At 54.9% G+C, this 19,607-nt stretch carries 12 protein-coding genes; 5 read left to right on the top strand and 7 right to left on the bottom strand.

Features of this window, described 5'->3' with window-relative positions; translation table 11 throughout:
* Nucleotides 1-17: 17 nt before the first annotated feature.
* Both NST26_RS03765 and NST26_RS03760 read left to right on the top strand, forming a co-directional pair.
* On the top strand, nucleotides 18-1,829 hold the full coding sequence (locus tag NST26_RS03765) for a sensor histidine kinase (protein ID WP_340955957.1): 1,812 nt from the start codon (nucleotides 18-20) through the stop codon (nucleotides 1,827-1,829).
* A gap of 50 nt (nucleotides 1,830-1,879) precedes the next feature.
* A complete protein-coding gene (locus NST26_RS03760) occupies nucleotides 1,880-3,379 on the top strand; it encodes a response regulator (protein ID WP_340955959.1) in 1,500 nt (499 codons plus the stop codon).
* A 75-nt stretch (nucleotides 3,380-3,454) separates the two neighbouring features.
* Here the strand turns inward: NST26_RS03760 and NST26_RS03755 are convergent, their stop codons facing one another.
* Nucleotides 3,455-4,153: a TetR/AcrR family transcriptional regulator gene (locus NST26_RS03755; RefSeq protein ID WP_340978581.1), complete on the bottom strand. Its 699-nt coding sequence runs from the start codon at nucleotides 4,151-4,153 to the stop codon at nucleotides 3,455-3,457.
* A 133-nt stretch (nucleotides 4,154-4,286) separates the two neighbouring features.
* Between NST26_RS03755 and NST26_RS03750 the strand changes: the two genes are divergently transcribed.
* The 3 genes from NST26_RS03750 to NST26_RS03740 are packed head-to-tail and all read left to right on the top strand — an operon-like array spanning nucleotide 4,287 to nucleotide 6,500.
* Nucleotides 4,287-5,639 carry an MATE family efflux transporter gene (locus NST26_RS03750; protein ID WP_340978580.1) on the top strand — a complete coding sequence of 451 codons (1,353 nt, stop codon included), beginning with the start codon at nucleotides 4,287-4,289 and terminating at the stop codon, nucleotides 5,637-5,639.
* 17 nt (nucleotides 5,640-5,656) lie between these two features.
* Nucleotides 5,657-5,782, top strand: coding sequence for a hypothetical protein (locus tag NST26_RS03745; protein WP_268748485.1), 126 nt, complete (start codon nucleotides 5,657-5,659; stop codon nucleotides 5,780-5,782).
* Entirely contained in the window at nucleotides 5,760-6,500 is a 741-nt protein-coding gene (locus NST26_RS03740; RefSeq protein ID WP_340978579.1) for a spermidine synthase, read from the top strand. Before NST26_RS03745 ends, NST26_RS03740 begins: the two co-directional genes overlap by 23 nt.
* Here NST26_RS03740 and NST26_RS03735 read toward each other — a convergent pair.
* The 6 genes from NST26_RS03735 to NST26_RS03710 all read right to left on the bottom strand — a co-directional run bounded on the left by NST26_RS03735 (nucleotide 6,463) and on the right by NST26_RS03710 (nucleotide 19,466).
* Nucleotides 6,463-8,988 (bottom strand): chemotaxis protein CheW, encoded by a 2,526-nt coding sequence (locus NST26_RS03735; protein WP_340978578.1) that lies wholly within the window; start codon nucleotides 8,986-8,988, stop codon nucleotides 6,463-6,465. The genes NST26_RS03740 and NST26_RS03735 overlap by 38 nt on opposite strands.
* Before the next feature lie 34 nt (nucleotides 8,989-9,022).
* A complete protein-coding gene (locus tag NST26_RS03730) occupies nucleotides 9,023-9,451 on the bottom strand; it encodes a chemotaxis protein CheW (RefSeq protein ID WP_340978576.1) in 429 nt (142 codons plus the stop codon).
* Between the two features lie 14 nt (nucleotides 9,452-9,465).
* Nucleotides 9,466-11,037, bottom strand: a complete 1,572-nt coding sequence (locus tag NST26_RS03725; protein ID WP_340955969.1) for a methyl-accepting chemotaxis protein — start codon at nucleotides 11,035-11,037, stop codon at nucleotides 9,466-9,468.
* Between the two features lie 287 nt (nucleotides 11,038-11,324).
* On the bottom strand, nucleotides 11,325-13,436 hold the full coding sequence (locus NST26_RS03720; protein WP_340978575.1) for a LuxR C-terminal-related transcriptional regulator: 2,112 nt from the start codon (nucleotides 13,434-13,436) through the stop codon (nucleotides 11,325-11,327).
* A 611-nt stretch (nucleotides 13,437-14,047) separates the two neighbouring features.
* Nucleotides 14,048-19,033, bottom strand: coding sequence for a DUF4132 domain-containing protein (locus tag NST26_RS03715; protein ID WP_340978573.1), 4,986 nt, complete (start codon nucleotides 19,031-19,033; stop codon nucleotides 14,048-14,050).
* A 13-nt stretch (nucleotides 19,034-19,046) separates the two neighbouring features.
* The gene (locus NST26_RS03710; protein WP_340978572.1) at nucleotides 19,047-19,466 is read right to left on the bottom strand and encodes a hypothetical protein; all 420 of its coding nucleotides are present in this window, start codon (nucleotides 19,464-19,466) and stop codon (nucleotides 19,047-19,049) included.
* Nucleotides 19,467-19,607 lie beyond the last annotated feature (141 nt).

Here is a 19,607-nt window from a genome sequence, read left to right as displayed (position 1 = left end):
GGAAAGGAACAACAACCGTGTTATCCTATATCCGGAGATTTCCGCGGACACTTTGGCTGTTTCTGGCCAACCTGCCCATGGAGCGCAAGCTGATTGTAGTATTTATATTTCTGATCTCCTTGCCGATCACCTATGTCAGCTACCTGTCGTCCCGCTCCACCTTCCATTCCGTACTGGTTAATGCTACCTCAAGCGCCGGGCAGGTGGCCGGCAGCGCCTCGGACACTATTGACCGGTATGTGGCTGACCTTAAGCGCTATACCGCACTTCCGCTATATAACACGGATGTCCAGTTCTATCTGGAGCAGCAGGATACCGACTGGGACAAGAATACCGGTATGTCGATGTTCCTGAGTTATTTGAGCCATACGAAGGAAGAGATCGTTGCCGTCTACCTGGTGGACAAATACGGATCGGTCTACTATGACAAGGCTTCGGGGATAAGCGAGCTGTTCCCGGCTGAACGGCTCGCGCAGTGGCAGAGCCTGACCCGGGAGGGGGTAACCCCCGTGATTCAGGGCAGGCATACGATCCGTGTGAATGCCGGTGACAGCCGCGAGGTATTCAGCGTTCTGCGGAATGTCAGCTCGGTCAGCTCCCTGCAGAAGATCGGCATCATTGTCTTCGATATTAGCATCAGCCTGTTCAAAGGCATCGTCGATCCCGTCAATGCCGTTACCCTGGGAAGCACGATGATTGTCGATGACCGGGGCGGAGTCATGTATGCCAGCCCGCAGGCAGATGGCAGCAGCCGGCTGCTGGAGGACTACACCGACCAGTTCCTGCAGAAGGTGAAGGGTCCCGAAGGGCATTTTCAGCTCTCGCTGGAGGGCAAGGAATACCTTGCGGTATACACCGTATCGCGCAGAACAGGCTGGACCACGCTGGTGTCCATTCCGCTGGAGAGGATTCTTTCTCCCGTAGCGAAGACCCGGAATGCTCAGATGCTTACGACGCTGGTCATCATTGCCTTCGCCCTGATTGTCGCCACCTTCATCTCCCACGCGCTGACGAAGCCGCTGAAATCTCTGGTCCGCCTGATGAAGCAGGTGCAGCACGGCAATCTGGATGTCTGGGTAAATCCCCGGTTCAATGATGAGATCGGCATGCTGGGCAGTCATTTTAACCGCATGATCATCCGGGTCAAAGGCCTGCTTGAGGAGGTGACACTGACGGAGAAGCGCAAGCAAAAAGCCGATATGCGTGCCCTGCAGAACCAGATCAACCCGCATTTCATCTACAACACCCTGGAATCCATCCGCATGCTGGCCGAGGGCAGCGATGATCCGCGCGTGGCGAAGCTGACTTACCTGCTGGGCATACAAATGCGGTACGGGGTTGTCCGCAGCGAAGAACTAGTAACCATCCGGCAAGAGCTGGATCATACACGCAATTATCTGGATATGCTGCAGATCCGCTTCCCCGACAAGTTCAGCCTGGAGATTGAGGTGCCGGACAACCTGCTGCCCTTGCCTGTGATTAAGCTGGTCTTCCAGCCGATTGTGGAGAATGCCGTCTTTCACGGCCTGGAGCCCAAGGAAGGTCCGGGCACGATCCGAATCACCGGCCGGGCCGAGGGGAATCAGGCTGTATTTTGCGTAGAGGATGATGGGGTAGGCATGAATAAGCATACACTGCATACGCTGAACGACAGCTTGGCCTGCGGAGCGGACGGGGAGCGGTTCGGCATTGGCCTCAGCAATGTGAACGAGCGGCTCCGCATGGATTATGGCAGCCCGTTCGGACTGCGCGTGGAGAGCGAGGCCGGCCGGGGCACGCGGGTCATTCTGCGGATTGAGATTTTTCCCGGCCTGCACAAGGAAGAGTAACCGGAAACGGGATCTTGTAGCACACAATTTCGGGAAAAGGGGAGAGCGGCTTGCTGCGTATAATAATCGTAGATGATGAGGTCCTGATCCGCGAGGGGCTGGCCCGGATGATCAGCAGGGAGAGCCCTGAATTTCATATTATCCGTACATATGCCGACGGCAGGCATCTCCTGGATGAGCTGCCTTCCCTCCAGTTCGATGTTGTAATTACCGATATCCGCATGCCGCAGACCGGGGGCCTGGAGCTGATTCGGCAGCTTAGAGTCAGCCGCCCCCAGGTCCGTTCCCTCTTAATGAGCGGATTCGTGGAATTTGATTATGCCCGCGAAGCAATCCGCAGCTCAGCGGTCGATTATCTGCTGAAGCCGATCAATAAAGAGCAGCTGTTCGAGATTTTGTACCAGCTGGACAAGGAGCGCACGCTGCTGCGTGAGCAGGAGGAACGGCAGCGCACCGGAATGCTGCTCTCTATCCTGCATATGGCGGAGCCCCCGGGGCTGCTGCTCGCCAGCCTTCATTTGCCCGCACCTTATTTCTCGGTGCTGCTGCTTAAGGGAGACTCGCCCGAAGCCGTCCGGGCCTGTGCAGAGCAGCTGCGGCAGCACAAGCCGGAGTGCTTCGATGTGCTGGAGCTGCGCCGGGGACTCCAGGCCTGGGTCTGGTACGCTGCGCAGCCGCTGACACCGGATCAGCTGCAGGAGATCCGGGAGCATCTGCACACTGCCGCCTCAGGGCATATCCTTCATGTGGGGATCAGCCGCCCCTATGCGGACGCTGCCCGGCTCGGGGATGCCTATCTGGAGGCCAGGATGGCCTGTGATCAGGGAATGTATCAATCCCGGCTGCTGTATTACGCTACGGTGGACGAGCTGATGCTGCCGGAGAAGACTAGGGCTGAGCCGGTTGCCGCTTACCGCGATCTGCTGGTCCATGATTTGCAAATCCTGAATATCGAGGGCATCCAGGCAGGACTGCACCAGCTGTTCTCGGGGCTTGCGGAAGAGCGTGTATCGCCCGCGCAGATTCCCGGCATTTGCCGGGAGATTGAAGCGCTGGCCCGCAAGGAGCTGCCGGAATTCGAGGCGGTCTACCGCAAGGGCGCTGCGCTGAGTCTGGAAGAGCAGATTGCGGACTGTATGCGGTTTGCAGATATGGAGACGCTGTTCGCAGCCTCCTTCTCAGCCGCCCTGATCAGTATCCGCGCCCAGCGTCTCGAGCTGTCCGGCACCGCTATTGAGACGGTCAAACGCTGGATCTCGGCCCACTACAACCAGCACGCAGATCTGAATACCCTGGCGGGGATGGTCTATCTTACACCCAGCTATCTAAGCAAGCTGTTCAAGCAGGTAACCGGCCTCACGCTGACCGATTACATGATCGAAATCCGTATCCGCAAGGCCAAGCAGCTGCTGAAGAATGCCCCGGACCTCAAAATCCATGAAATCGGCGTTGAAGTCGGCTATCCCGATCCCGCTTATTTCAACAAGCTGTTCAAGAAGGTTGTCGGTGTAACACCGAATGAATTCAAACGAATCTCACCGGTAGAATGAGGGTGACTCCTTGGAGCCTCCAACCCGGGCTGGCAATATGTTATTTGTTATCTATATCATTGTTTGATTTTGTCGTTAAGTGTTCTTCCGTATTCCATGCTCATGCTCCTTAATCACCTGCTCCGTCCCAAGCAGAATCAGCCTCAGGCCGAATTCAAAAGCCCCATCGGTCCCCAGCAGCTCGAACAGTCCATTCTTAAACATCCTGCGGAATAACCCAACCTCCTTCTCGTTCATGGAGTCCATCAGGCGGAGCAGTTCCTCGCCCGGAGGCTCCTGCTGTTCCTTAGCCATCATGGAGACATTACGCTCATGCTCATAATCATCCAGCACGAAGAAGAACACGAAGTTCACAAGTGTAGTGACCACCTGCACCTTCTGCGCCTCCTCAAGCGGCGTGGATTCCACACAGTGCAGCATCCGGTTGTTGAACCGGATAATGTCCGGCTCGTGGGGCAGCGTCATCATCATAAGCTGCGTAGAGCAGGAATACCGGCTGAGCACACTCCGTACCGTTACCGCAAATGCTGTCAGCTGCTCCTTCCAGTCGCCCTCCGGGCGGTGCTCCTCCAGGATGACTCTGGAGATGTGGTTGGCCAGCCGCTGGTAGAGGTTCTGTTTGCTCTTGAAATACCAATACAGCGAGGGAGCCTGAATCCCCAGCCGGTCCGCCAGACGCCGCATACTGAATTTTTCGATTCCCCCCTCCCTGAGAAGCTCCCACGAAGCTTCCAGAATCCGGTCTTCCGAGATTTGAGGTTGTGCTTTTTTCATCGCTATCCGCCCTTTTATCTAACAGTGTAAGTTTATGCTTTACAGTCCATTAGGTTCATGATATCATCTAACACTGTAAGGTTCAATCTAACGCCGTTAGATTAACAAAAATCAGTGAAAGAAGTGATCCCTAATGGATACCGAAAACCTTTATTATTTTGAAAAAGCACCCATCACCAAAGCCGTCGCCCATTTCGCCGTGCCCATGATGTTAGGCACATCCATGAACGTCATCTATTCGATTCTGAATGCCTATTTCCTGGGCACTCTCCACAATACGGCCATGCTGACCGCACTCGCCTTGACCCTGCCGCTGTTCGCCATCATCATGGCGCTGGGCAATCTGGTGGGCATCGGCAGCGGCACATATATCTCGCGGCTGCTTGGTGAGCACAAATATGATGAAGTCAAGCAAGTGTCTTCCTTCGCCTTTTACAGCAGTATCGTGCTTGGCCTCCTCGTGATGGCCGTGGGCCTGCCGCTGATCGGCCCCATCCTGCACAGTCTGGGGGCAACGCCGGATTCCTATGGATTCACGAAGGATTATGTCACAGTCATGCTGATTGGCGCGCCGTTTGTCGTGTTGTTCTTTACGCTGGAGAATATGGTCCGCTCCGAGGGTGCAGCCATCGTCTCCATGATCGGTATGATGCTCAGCGTGGTGGTTAATATCCTGCTCGATGCACTGGTTATCTTCGTGCTCCACTGGGGTGTAATTGGCGTAGCGTCGGCAACGGTTGTGGCCAACATGGTTGCGAGTGCCTACTATGCCTTCCATATGGGCTACAAAAGCCAATTCCTCACAGTCTCCTTCAAATGGTTCAAGGCCACCAAGGATATTCTCAGCAATGTGTTCAAAATCGGCGTTCCGGTCTTCATTATGAGTGTCTTTCTGGGAGCCATGTCGCTGATCTTCAATCTGTTCCTGATCGAATATGGGGATGCGGCTGTAGCCGCATACGGGATATCCTCAAGATTGCTGCAATTCCCCGAGTTTATTCTGATGGGCCTGTGCGAGGGAGTCGTGCCGCTCATTGCCTTCTCATTCACAGCGGATAAGCTGCGCATGAAGCATACCATCGGATTCACGGTAAAAGCGATGGCCGCCATGGCTGCTGTATTCGGCATCGTCGTCTATCTGATCTCCGACCATCTGATCGGTCTGTTCACCAGAGATCCGCAAATGATTCAAATGGGCAGCTACATTCTGCATGTCACCTTCTTGTCCTTATTCATATCAGGGCTGACCACCTTATTCATGGGGATCTTCCAGGCTACCGCGCAGGGAACGGCCGCATTCGTAATGTCGATTATTCAAGGGGTCACACTGATTCCTGTGCTCTTCTTCGCCAACCGGACGAATGGCTTCCATGGAGTGGTGTGGTCGCTGGTCATTGCCGATGCCGCTGCCTTCCTGGTCGGTGCCGCCATGCTGTACGCCCTGCGGCACAAGCTCCAGCCCGAACTGGAGAGTTTGGTTCATTAAGGGGGCTTAAGCCCCTTTTGAGAAATACAAGCAGCCGCAGGAAGCCCTTCCTGCGGCTGCTTTATGTTACTATGAAGGTTGTAACGAACGAATCCCATCTGCAGAAGGAGTCTGATCCGCTTGCACGCACCATCCCATCCTAAACACGACTCTCAGGACATCGAGGTCTACGATACAACCGAGCTATATGGTGAGACCGGACGGTTCCGGGTACTGCAATTCTCGGGGGAAGCTGTTCAGGGCGCACTGGATCTGGACCATCCGCGCCGGGTGATCTTCGAGTATCCCCGGGCGATGATTCATCTGATGGAGGCGGGCAATCCGCATTTCGAGCGTGTCTTCCTGATCGGACACGGGATTGGTACGATTGCCGGTTATTTCGCAGAGAAGCATTTTACGGTGGCTGAGGTGAATGCGAAGGTGGTGGAATACAGCAGAACCCGCTTTGGCTACACGCAGGATAACATCCTGATCGGTGACGGCCGGAGCCTGCTGGAAGCCGCGCCGGAACGCGGCCATGACTATATCCTGCTTGATGCCTTCACCGCTGCCGGGACGCCGCCTCATTTCACCACGCTGGAGTTCTTCCGCCTAACCCGTGCCAAGCTGAACGGACACGGCCAGATCATCATGAATCTGATGGGCCGCAGCGGCAATGACCGCTTCATCAGTGCTATTCATACCACACTCCGTGAAGTGTATCCATATACCAGAACCTTCGCCCTCCCGGCAGAAGGGACCGCCGATCTGCGCAATATCCTCATGACCGCCAGCGCCCGGCCCATTGCCTATCAGTCCCGCCACATGGCCGGCTTCAGCGAGATCACTCCGGGGATCGGTCATGTGATACGGGACCGGTAATGCAGCAGGCGTGCAGGTCCAGCAGGTTCTCCAAATTCAGCAAGTGAATAAACTGATGGTTGTCTTTATAGACGGCATCCAGCACCTCTGGATTCTGGAGAATGTGATCCGGCGCCTCATCCATGTGCTCCCTTGCGAGCAGTTGCACCGCTGACACCTGATCCACCCATATCCCTACCTCCTGTCCGGATACCTCGCAGATCAGAATCCGGGAGCCGGCCGTCTGTTCACCGCTGCCCATTTCGAGCTTGGGCCGTATGTCATAGACCGGGAACAGCAATCCGCGCAGATTGATCATTCCCAGGACATGAGCCGGGGCAGACACCAGCGAATGAATCTCAGGAACAGGTACAATCTCCTTCATTTGGCGGATCGGAATCCCGAAATCCAGCTTCTCCAGCTTGAAGGTGATATATTTCTCGCTCTGACTATCCTGATCCCCTGCCGTAACTGTGTTCTCTTGGAGCAGTGCATCGTGTGCCGAGCCTGTTTCCCTTGCAATCGAGCCTATATCCAGGATATGGGCCACTCGGCCGTCGCCAAGTATGGTTGAGCCTGCGATATAAGAAACGTTGCCTATGTAACTTCCCAGTGACTTGATGACAATCTCCTGATTGCCGATCGTCTGATCTACTACCAGACAGACCCGCTTATCCGCGAAGCCGACGATGACAACGAACAGCCGGCCGTTCACCGTATGCTCGCCTTCCTCCACTTGCAGCATATGGTGCAGACGGACAAGCGGAAGCACCTGATCGCGGAACTGGCAGACCTCCCGCCCCTGAATGGTAACAATATCCTCCGCCTTCATTCTGAATATTTCAATGACATTAATCAGCGGAATGGCAAAGGTACTGCTCCCCAGCTTAACCAGCAGGGAACGGATGATGGCAAGCGTCAGCGGGACCTTGATCGTGAATATACTCCCCTGATCAGGAACCGTCTCAATATCTATAATGCCATTTAATTTCTCTATATGTGCTTTGACAATATCCATGCCCACTCCGCGGCCGGATAGATCTGTGACCGTACGGGCTGTTGAGATGCCAGAGCGGAAAATGAGCATCACCAGCTCTTTGTCCGTCATACGCTTCACTTCATCAGTGGTGACGAAGCCTTTACGCACAGCGGCTTCTTTGACCTTGCCGGTATCAATGCCCCTGCCGTCATCGGATACCGTAATGACAATCATGTTCCCTTGATGACTTGCCCGCAGAGTAATGGTCCCTTTCCGCGGCTTGCAGAGAGCTGCACGTTCTTCCGGCAGCTCCAGCCCATGGTCCACGGCGTTGCGCAGAATATGGATCAGAGGATCGCTGATCTCCTCAATGAGGCTGCGGTCCAGCTCGGTCTCATTGCCCTCAATGATGAACTCGATCTCCTTGTTCGACTTCTGCGCCAAATCCCGGATCATCCTGGGGAAGCGGCCGAACAGATGCTCCATCGGCAGCATCCGGGTCTTCATCATCCCCTCCTGAAGATCGCTGATGACCATATTCAAATGTCCTGCGATATCATTAAGCAGATGAACATCACTGTTGTTCTTGAACTGCTCGCTTAATCTGGAACGGACACTGTGCAGCCTGGTATTATCTATAATCAGCTCTCCTACCAGATTCAGCAGTCCCTCCAGCCGCTCCACATCCACACGGACAGTCTGGGCCGCATAGCCGTTATTTTTCCGAGCCTCTTTTCCTTCGGTGAAGGTGTCGAGATTTGCTTTCGTAATAGGATCTGTATGTATAATTTCAATCTGTGAGACTTCCTGCAGACTGGCCATCATATCCTGCCGGGACTGCTGTGTAAGCAGAATATATGCAATAGCACCGGAGAACTGCGCATCCCTCTCGAGGGCTTCCAGCTCGGGGAAGGTGGCAATAACCTCGCCCGTTTCCCGCAGCTTGGCTTCTACGAGCTTCGCGCGGACATATTTCATCGGCTCCTCAGCAGCAAGTTGAATATGAACCGCCATTGCCGCAGAGCCTTGATCTATAGCTGCCTGGATCTGCTCTTTACGGATATCATCGAAGATCATATCCGGCACAGGCCCCGCTTCTCCCTGCGGAAGCCCCTCAGCAGCAGGAGCGGGAGACTCGGCTGCTGTCTTCCGCACCTCTTTTAACCGGCGCAACAGCTCTGAGATGTCCCCCTCCTCCAGGGCACCGCTCAGAATGGATTGACGAAGCTCCTTAATGAAATCTACGCAATCAAAGAGAATGTTCAATAACTCGGAGGTTACGTCCAGCTGTCTGCCCCTGAGCAGCTCTAGCACACTTTCCATCTGATGCGTCAGCCGGTTAAGCTGCTTGAAGCCCATGACCGCAGATGAGCCCTTGAGCGTATGCGCGCCCCGGAAGAGCCTCTGAATAATGTCATTCTGATACCCTTTGCTCTCCAGCATGAGCAGGGCCTCATCCAAATACCGCAGCTGCTCGTCCATTTCATCCAGAAAAACGCCCAAATACATCATATTATGAAACTCGTTCATCTCAGTTCTCCTCCCCGCCTTCATGCGTTGGCCTTCACCCGTCACTTAACAGACGCCCGATGTTCAGAATGCTGATCAGCTCCCCGGCACACATGCCGATCCCGTCCATGTACTGCACGCCCTGCACTTCATGGGATTCCAGAGGCGGCTCTACCTCATGAAAGGAAGCCACCTTTTCTACGGAATCCACCATAATCCCTATGGCCTCCTGCCGGTAATGTACCACTACGATCCTTGACCGGGTATCCGGTGGAGATTCTGCCAGGCCAAACCGCCTGCACAGACTTACCACCGGTATAATTTTGCCGCGTAAATTAATTACGCCCTTAATAAAAGACTTGCTGTTAGGCACGGCTGTGATAGGCTCCATCTTGATAATCTCGTTAATCTCCCGGATATCGATGGCCAGCTTCTCCTGTACCAGCCGGAAGATGATGTACTGCTCCGTTCGTGCAGCCAGCATGGCTTACTCCCCCTCTACAATCTGAACACCGACACCGAGCTATTCAGTTCATCCGCCAAGGAGGCGAGCATTTGCGAGGAGGAGGCCGTCTCCTCGGCTGCTGCGGCGGATTCCTGGCTTCCGGCCGCAATGGATTCAATCGAGAGCAGCACCTCGTTCGTCTGCGCCGCCTGTTCCTCACAAGCCGCAGCGATGCCTGTAATCTGCTGGGTAGTATCATTGACGCGGGTAACGATACCATCGATCAGCCGCTCTGTACGCTCGGACAGGGCCGATACGTCACTGACAGCCTGCACACTCAGAACCGTATTCTTCTGCATCACCCGGATGATCAGGGCAATCTGTTTGGTCGCTTCACTGCTCCGTTCAGCCAGCTTGCGGACCTCATCGGCGACAACGGCGAAGCCCCGTCCCTGCTCACCGGCACGCGCTGCCTCAATCGCTGCATTGAGCGCCAGCAGATTGGTCTGCTCGGCAATCTCATCAATCACCTCGATAATTTCGCCGATCTTCTGGGAATCCTGCTCAAGCAGCTCCATCTTCTCCGACAGATTACTCATACCAAGGCCGGATTCTCTTACCGCAGTGCTTCCCTCCTCAGCACCCTGACGCGTCAGCAGCGACAGCTCCGATGCCTGCTCGGCATTCTTCGCAACCTCATCGATGCCCCGGGTCAGATCCTGAACCAGCTGATTGATATTTTGCGCCGCCTGGGCTTGGGATTGGCTGCCGCTGGCTATTTCTTCGGTGGTTGCCGATATTTCCTCAGAGGAGGCCGCGACACTTTGCGCCGCTTCGACCGTCCCGCCAATCAGCTTGCGCAGGCTGGTAATCATCTCGTTGGCTGCTGCAGCCAGCCGGCCGAACTCATCCCGGTTCTTGATCGCAATCTCCTCCCTGAGGTCACCGCCTGCCATGCGGACCATCGCAGCGAGCAGCTTGGATACCGGACCCACAATTCCCTGTGAGATCACGATGCCCAGCGTAATGGCTGCAAGTGCCGCAAGGATGGAGATGATCAGGATCATCAATCTTCCCGAGGTATAGCTGGCAACCGTAGAGTCGATCCGTTCATCTGCACCTTCGATTACATTACTGGCGGCCAGATCGGCGGTATCCTGAGCCTTCTGCAAATCAGGCAGTGCGTCGATTAAGACGCCGTAGGCCTGCGTATTCTGATCTTTATCCAGCAGTTCATTGACTTTGGGTACGGATTGGTTATAGTTATCCACGCTCTGCTTAATGATCTCTAATGCAGCCCGTTGATCCGCATTCAGTGTGAGCTCTCCATAGACCTTCATCCGGTCAGCAATTTTGTCCTGATCCGCTTTAATAACTGCCTGAATCTCCTCCTTCACCGAATCATCGGTTTCGAGGATAAGCTTGAGCAGATCACCGCGCAGCTTGTACAGCTCGGTCCGGATCTCAGCAATGTTGACGAGCGCGGGGAAGTTGTAGCTCTGCATCTGTACAGAGTTGCTGTTCATGCCCGCCATTTTCATAATCGATAGCCCGCTGATAAATATAAGCAACGCTACAATAACCAGAAAGCCTCCCAACAATTTGGTGCGGATGTTTAGTTTCAAATGAAGCACTCCTCAATATGTATTTTGTCGAGCCTACAAAGCTTCCCCTATTATGTATAACGTAAGGCCTCTGCGCCTATCGCCATTGGTTCCTAAGTTTCGACATAATCTTCCTTTTTTCTACAGGCCTTCTTTCCTTTATCAAGTGGAAACGGCTTTGCCGTCCTTTTAAAGGACGGTACCGTTTCAGCGAGGAATAGAAGGATAATGTATAGCGTGAAACCCATAAATTCTTATATTTGCACAAAAAAAGCAATGTACGCTTACATGCTGCGTAATCATTGCTTTTATAAAGAATCTTTTTTGCCGGTCGCTTGATATATTTGCGAGATCGCCTGTGATCTGCTATGCACACCAAGCTTCTCGTAGATTTTGGTTATGTGATTCTTGACAGTATGCGTACTGATAAACAGTTTCTCCGCAATTTGCTTGTTATTGAGGCCTGTCAGCAGACCATCCAGGATATCGTTTTCCCGGGTAGTAAAACGTACGCCTCCCTCTTGCTGCACTGCAACCGGCGGAGGAGCTATCAGTTGCTCAAAGGAACGCATAAGTGGCTCGGGCACGGGTATAGGAAGTGTTTCCTTCCATTGCCTGCCGCCCTGCTCCGTATACTTCGTGAGCATAAGCAAGACCTTCGCCAAGTACAGATGGGAACTTTCTCCTACATCCTCTTGCCCATTGTAATCCGTCAGGTAATAGTGCATATGGCGCAAAACACATACAGCAGGAATATCACCCAGGTATTTGATCAGCAGCCCTATAGGATATGGAGCAAGGAGCGCGGCCTGGCCAATCCATTCCATCTCTTCCGCAGAGTGACTTAACGGCTCCAGCAAGTCCTGTGCAAGTCTTTGAATCTCCGCAGCTCTGCTATGCGCTATCGGCTCCTGCGTCAGCAATGTATCCCGTAACAGCCGCATAATGTCCTCCCCGGAGGGCACAGCGCCAGGCTGCTGCACAAGCAGCTTGGTCACTAGCAGCACATTGGTCATATGAAAAATCGTTTCATATTCCCGCCGCTGCCCCTCATCTCTGAACTGGACCGTGAATAACCCCAGCAGCCTTTGTTCAAATACCATAGGATGCTCTACCAGCTGCCAGCTCTTCCATTCACGCCGGATCGGCTTGTTCAGCAGATTGAACCCCGGTATCCCGTCAGCGAAATAGATCTGTTCAGCATCTTCTGCGTAGACGGTGTACAGCTCATTCGGAGCAGAAGAGGAAGAATAGATCCTCAGTCCGGCTTCGTCAGGCGTATGTAATAACAAGCACATGAACGGACTGCCTAGCTGCTGCTGGAAAAACTCAATGAACAGCTGCAGGTAATCCTCCTTATCCTGAGTAACCAGAATCCCTTGGACAATTTCTTTATAGGTATCATGCCTCTTCTTTTGACGTTCATATAGCGCTTCGCTCTCCATATGATACATAGAAGCAGCGAGCTGATGGGCCACCAGCATGCCCATATCCGCCTGCTCCTCCGTCAGCTCCGGGCGGGCCGGATCTCCGGCATACAATAACCCATACAGCTTGTCCTTGTATTTGATGGGATAGCAGATTAACACCTTAGGCCTAACCCCATGGGCAGCAAAAAAAGAAATCCGGAGATCGCGGTCAGCATTCCTCCAGTACCCCATTTGCTTGGAGAGCCCCACCTGTCCCAGAAATCCCTCACCGTAAAAAAAAGAAGCCCCCTGCAGGGAGTTATCCTTAGGCATACCGGTTGTCTCCACCACTGTGAATTGGTCCCCGTCTGCTGCATTCATGGCATAGCCCGCAAATTCTACTCCAAGAATACGCACCACAATGCCCAGTATTCCTTGCAGCCACTCCGGGCTTGCCGGGTCCAGCAGATAAATCAGATTCATAAGCTGCAGGTCATACGCAGAATATTCTCCGCCCTGCTCCCGTTCAAGCAGAGCCTGCACGGTATCAGCCAGTATGTCCAATTGGCTGATAATCCGGGCGACGCCCTCCTGATCCAATACCGGCACCTTATCCAGAGCTTGAATCCAGTCCTCCCATTCCCCGGAGGGAACGGTTTCATGAATCCTTCCGGTAATCAGCTCTTTCGTACAACCGTCCACCCAGACGCCTGTCAGAATATAATAGGGCCTTTGCTTACTGAGCCCGATGGAGGTAACCAGCATTTTCAGCCCGGAGCGGGTCTCATAGACAATAGTTTTCGATACATTCCTGACCTTTTCCAGCAGATTCGCAATTGCATGTTCAGCGGTTGCACAAGGAGAACCGAACAACAGAGATGCCATCTCGGTTAAGCCGGAGGGTTCTGTTATTCGTTTGTCCGCTTGATCGGTAATAATAATTGTCAATCCGCATAATGATGCGTATGCGTCTTGCAAAGACTGCAGATTTCGGCGGAGCTTGTTCTTCATTGCTTATTCCTCACTTTCCCCTCCAAAATTCGCCATAGCCTCACTGATTCCCTGCTTTTTCTCCCTTTCATTCTACAAACGTAGCATTATAGTCCAAGAATCCAAATACAAAAATGCGCAATTGCGAAAAAATATCATCCGGCCGATTGACAGATATCATTTGGCAAACGCACCCTCACTAGCAAAATGTGATCGGTTTTTCGATTACATTCCGACCGCACCCACCCCAACCTGCAAATTGTGATCGGTTTTTCGATTACATTAGGTCCAGGCACCCCTCACCAGCAAAATGTGATCGGTTTTTCGATTACATTCCGCCCACTCGCCCCTCACTAGCAAAATGTGATCGGTTTTTCGATTACATTCCGACCAATCACCCCTCGCCAGCAAAATGTGATCGGTTTTTCGATTACATTCCGACCGCACCCACCCCAACCTGCAAATTGTGTTCGGTTTTTCGCATACATTCGGCACACGAACCCTCCCTCAGCCATAAGAGGCACCTTCTCTCCTCCGCACAAAAAAACACCGGTGCTATATTTCCAGCACCGGTGCCATGTATCCTCTGGCTAAGCAGACGTTTAGCCCCTTACCGCTTATTGCCCAGCATCTCATCTGCTCAACTGCGACAGAATCTGCGGGTCTTTGATCTTCGTGTCGTCGGCCAGCAGCACGACCTTGGAGAGGACCTCCGCTGTGCGCGGGTCCTCGTCCAGGAACGGCAGGAACAACCGCCCACGGTGCTGGGAATGCACCGGAATAATGGACAGGGCGCCCGCGGCCTGCTTGTATGCCTGGCCGCTGCCCAGATGCACGGCATACTCGCCGAGCGTACCGTCAATCCGCGCATAATTGCCGTCCAGCCGGACGTTCTCAATCTTCAGCAGCCGCAGCGATTCGCTGACGATGACCCGGCGCATCTCGACGGTCGTCAGGCTCGCTTCCGGATCGACGCCGCCGACATGGGCTACGCTGACGACGAGATCCACATCCCGCATAACCTCCGAGAACAGCACGGGCGGCACCTGATCCAGCGGCACGCCCTTGTAGGTCTTCCGGTCGAAGAACTGCACTGTCTCCAGTGTCGGCGCTTCCGTATCCGCTGGCGAGAACCAATCCGCCATGGCATAGAGCCGGACGATCAGGTTCTCGGCATAGAACACCTTCTGCAGCCCTTCCTCATAGCTGACCGTCCACTGCCGCCCCTTCAGGAGGGCGACTGTCTTGCTCGGCTGCACCTGATGGCCGGCATAACGGCGGGACAGCACGCCCTGGGCCAGCTCATCCTCATTCGGCAGATACAGCTCGCGGAAGACCTGCTTGAACGGCTGGCGGAGCTGACGGTCGAACAGGTCCTTCTGGTACAGGCTCCATTGTCCGCTGCGGTAGAAGTCCAGCGGATGGGCAATCTGCAGCACCCCCCCGGTGTCCACGGCCTGCCGCTCACCCGCCGGGCTTACCAACGCGCCCTGGTCCGCATCATAATACCCCAGCGCATCGCCGCTCTTCAGCACCAGCTTGCTGATCAGCGGAGCCAGCACCGGATTCCGGCTCAGCCCCGCGATCTCACCCGGCGTGAAGGTGCCGCCGGACGCCATCGACCGCTCCAGCTCAGCGCGGGCGCGGCGGAACTGGCCGGTCAGGTCACTCTTGGCCTCCTTCAGCGCTTCGATCCGCTCATGCTTCTTGAAGCGCGCGGGCACCGACTTCAGCGCCTTGCCCTTGCTGGTCACCACAACATCGCTTTGCCCTTCCTCGTCGATGCTGAGCGAGACATAAGTCTCGTCATCCAGCGCATAAGGCTCGAAGTACGCGGCATAGTCGTCCAGCTTACGAGCTTCCATATCCCAGATCAGGCGGGTGACATCGGCATATCCGGCATTGCGCGCCAGGTTGCCGAGCGCAATCTGCGCCACCGCGCCTTCGCTGGCACGGCGCTGTGCGCCGAACTGCTTGCTCTCCGCCAGGAAGCGCTGGATGAATTCATACCGCCCGCGGATATCCTTCTCCCGGTCTGCCTTCAGCGGAATCAGGCTGTAGCTGAGCAGATGCTCTTTATTCCGCTTCTGCTCTACCGATTCCTTCATCTCTTCCAGGCTCAGCTTGCCGAGCGTAGCATCGGCGAACAGCTGGGAGCGGCGGTGGTTCGCACCGGCGGAGATATATTTGGCACAATCATATAGCAGCTCGAAGCGTTCCTGGCCAAGCGCCTCATAAGCTGATTGGAACCAATTCACATCGAAGGCACCGTCATTGAACTCCTGCGGGGTGATCGGCGAGTAATGCGCCACCACTGTCTCCTTCTCGGCCGAGAAGCTCTCGTTGATGTGGGCATGGAAGTACCAGGCCCCGCTGCGCAGCCCTTCCCAGCCCAGGTATCCGGCAATGATCTCTATCCACTGGGGGGCATACATGGCGGCTTCCAGCAGCTTTTGATCGGACAGCTTGTACTCCTGCAGCAAGGTCTTCAGCAGCTCCGCATTATCGCCCTCACGCGGATAACATACCTTCAGCAGATGGCTGAAGGATTCCTTCTTCGTAATATTGTTGCCATAGCCATACACGTACCCGCGCACGAAGGTATCCTTGTTCAGCCCTGACAGGATACGGATACAATACTCCAGGCCCTCAATCCGCTGCAGCCCCATCGTCATGCCGGTCACTTCGGTCGGCAGGTCGCCACGCCCCAGCTCAACCGCCAGCAGACGGTCGATGATCCGTGTACGCAGTGCAACCATCTCTGGACTGTTCTCAATCCAATCGTATCTGCGTGAACTGATCCAACTCATATGGTTACGTGCATCCGTACTCAGCAGCAGCTCCTTAAGCAGCGTCTCCTCGCGGATGATGCCACCAGTGAAGGCCTCGACATAGTGCTTCAGCCCGATGATGCTGTCCCGCTCTTCGCCGCCGCTGATCCTCTCGAACCTGTAGCAGGTACGGAACATCTCCTTGAACTCCTCCGGTCCCTTCCACAGCTTCTGGACCATATCGATCCAAGGATCAGCCAGAACCGAGAGGAAGGGCCAGTCCGCCGCAAGCTTCTCTTCCGGGAAGGCAGCCACCAGGGCATTCACCGCACCATTTACCAACCGGAAGCTCTCCGGGCTCTTGTGGTCGGCACGGAACGCATCCAGCAGCGATTCCACCTGCCATCTGTACTTCAGCTTGTCCACCAGCTTCATCACAGCCTCGAGCTGCTCCAGCGGGTAGATTTTAGCCGCGAACTCCTTACGCCAGCCGGACAGCAGCTTCTGCTTGCTGAGTTCATCGTCATCGATGCCCATCGTATCATAACCGTCATAGTTATCCAGGGTCTCATCCAGCTCTTCCAGGCTCATATAGAAGTTCAGCTCCATCAGATCCCGGGCGCTCCAGCCGCTCTTGTCCCAATATTCAGCCCATACCTCATGCAGCGGGTACTGCCCGAGAGCCGATTTGCCACTCTCCTCATCGTTAAATAAGTACCCCTGCAGCGGTCTGAGATTGGTCCCGATCAGCAGCGTATCCTTATATCCGCTGTAGTATTCGACCTCATACTCCACATCGCGGTGCTTGTGAACGGTGTTGTCCAGCTCCTTAAGAAACTTCTTGATCTGCTCCAGCGAGAGCTTGAACACCTGATCCCACTCGAATCCGTCCGCTGCCGGCCGCTGAGCCAGCCACTCCTCCGTCAACTTCGGATCGAACAAGCCGAAGCCGTTCGCCTTGGTATACTCGTTCTTCCGGCTCAGCCTTCCGATCAGCTCACGCTCCTGGTCAGAAGGCTTCACCAGCTCCTCCGCCAGCGGCCGCACGGCTTCGAACAGCGCCTGCCGCTCTTCATCCTCGAACAGCACCGTCATAATCTCAAGCCCCGCCTGCCGCTGCAAGGCATTCTTGCCTTGCACGAGCCTGCGGATGGAAGCCTCCAGCGTTTCCTCCGGCTGATTCAGCAGCATGAGGGTGACGCTCTGGCGCAGCGTGCCGGTCTTGAGCTTCAGCAGCCCTTCGGCCATCAGCAGCTCATCCTCCGTCAGGGTCAGCTCCTGCGCCAGCTTCAGCGCAAGCTCGCGGTTCTTCATGCTTTTGTCGGAGAGGCTGGCGAAGATGAATTCGCGCTGCACAGCATCCTCTGCATCCTGCACGAAGTAGTTCAGCAGCTCCCCGCGCATATCCGGGCTCAGCTTGTCCTTATAGGCAAGCAGTTCGTTCACCCAGGCCGGGTCCATGTCATAGGAGATCAGATAGAGCATCTTCTGTACCGGCAGATCACGGGTATAGTTAATCTGCACGAAGTCCAGCACCTTGGACGGACCGCTCTGCTCCCGGCTGTCCGGATTCAGGAAGATGGCCTTCAGCAGGCTGAAGTCGCGCTGCCGCTCGCTTTTATCCGCAAGCTGGGGGCTGGTTCTGACCTCGATTCTTGGACCGTTATCCTTCGGCCCTCTCCACATCCGGTCATAATCGTAGTTGTAGTTCATCAGAATCCAGTACAGCAGCTCCGGCTCCTGCCCGTTCAGGTGCTGCCGGGCGCTGCGCAGGCGGACCTCCTGGTTCTGGCTGTTCGAGAGCACATACTGGGCTACAATCTTCTGGTACAACTGTCCCTGCTCCATGAGAACGTCAACCTTGCCGATCAGCGCGTTCTCTTCATACACAGCCGTCCCCCACAAGCCCAGGTAGACATGGTTGGCATTCTCACTGGTCAGCCATTCCTCGCGCAGCGCTTCATCCGTCAGCACCTGATAGGCTCCCTCCACCAGTTGCTTCGCCACCCGCTGGTTCTGCGCTTCCAGGCCCATGCCTGTCCATACGCCCAGGGCACGAACCACCGAACTGTAGCGCACGAGATCATTGTCGAGAATCACCTTCAGCATATAGAGGTTGTTCTCTATCGTCCCCTCATCCATCCGCTCGACAATGGACTGCCGCAGCCCCTCCTGCAGACGGGCAGCGACCAGTAGCTCACCTACCATATGCATAGCCGCCTGATTGTGGCTGAGGAATACACCCTTCAGCATACTGTGACTAAGCTGCGCCGCCTGGTTGTCTCCATATACGGCTTCCTTGAGTAGATCCTCCATGCCGCTGCCGCCGCGGTCCAGCTCATAGGCGACTACATCCGGAACAGCCACATCCACACGGTAGGAGGTACTGTAGTCTTTATCCAGATTGCCCTTGAAATATTCCGGCAGCGAGAATTCAACCATCTCCATATAGATCAGAGCATTGATTTTACGGAGAATCTGCAGCCGGTGCGGCTGAACCTCCCGGGTACGGAACGGCCGGCGCAGATACCCTATGGCATAAGGGTACTCCATCGCATGATTAACTATGTAACGGGCAAGCTCAACAGTATGTGTGCTGTACAGCTGCTGCATGACTTGGAACAGAGGCTCCCAGTAACCGGCAAAATCACTCCGGGCAGCGTCTGCACGCGCTTCCAGTATAGCCATGAAGCGGTCCAGCGAATCCTCCCCTTCATGGAGGTAGCGGGTCTTGCTGAACTCGGCCAGCAGAGGTGCAAGCTCTGCGCCTTCCCCTTTGAGCCCCTTCGCTTTACTCTCGATCTCTTCGTACCACTGAGTCTCCCACTCTGCATTTCCGAACTTCATCCTGTCATCTCCCTCACCATAATCTTCCTGCCAGCATCGTGAACCGGATCAGCGTCAGCTCATCGCCCTCTTCGAGCCTCAGCGGCTCATCCAGCGCGGAGCATTCCTCCTCCTGCACGAACACCTTATACAATCCGTCTTCAAAAGCAAGCAGTGCCGCTGCCGTAGCCTGCTCAACCTCAGGCTTCGTCTCACCGTACACTGTGCCGAACCCGACCTTGCCGTTATCGCCCTGCTCCGCAATTTCACTTGCGGTCAGGTAGGGGATCAGCTCCCCCTGCTCCTGGCGCTCCCGCATCGCCTGCACCTGCCCGGCTACAATCTCCGAGATCAGTGCGCGAAGCGTCTGCGGACGGGACGCAAGCAGCAGCTCCTTCCGCTCCAGCACCGCCTTGCGTTTCCCCAGGCTTTTGACGGTTACATACAGCTTCATGGCCTTCCCTCCTTATCTCAATAGCTCTATTCGACAGATTATCTTGTTCATTACCCAATTTTGCAGATATCAACCCGTTCCCCCGGCCGAAAATTCAAATTTGTGCGGATACAGGGCATCCGGTATCTGTACAGCGCTTTT

It is taken from the genome of Paenibacillus sp. FSL R7-0128, from assembly GCF_038002245.1.
Taxonomy (GTDB): Bacteria; Bacillota; Bacilli; order Paenibacillales; family Paenibacillaceae; genus Paenibacillus_AQ; species Paenibacillus_AQ silagei.
This window is presented reverse-complemented; position numbering and strand designations above follow the sequence as displayed.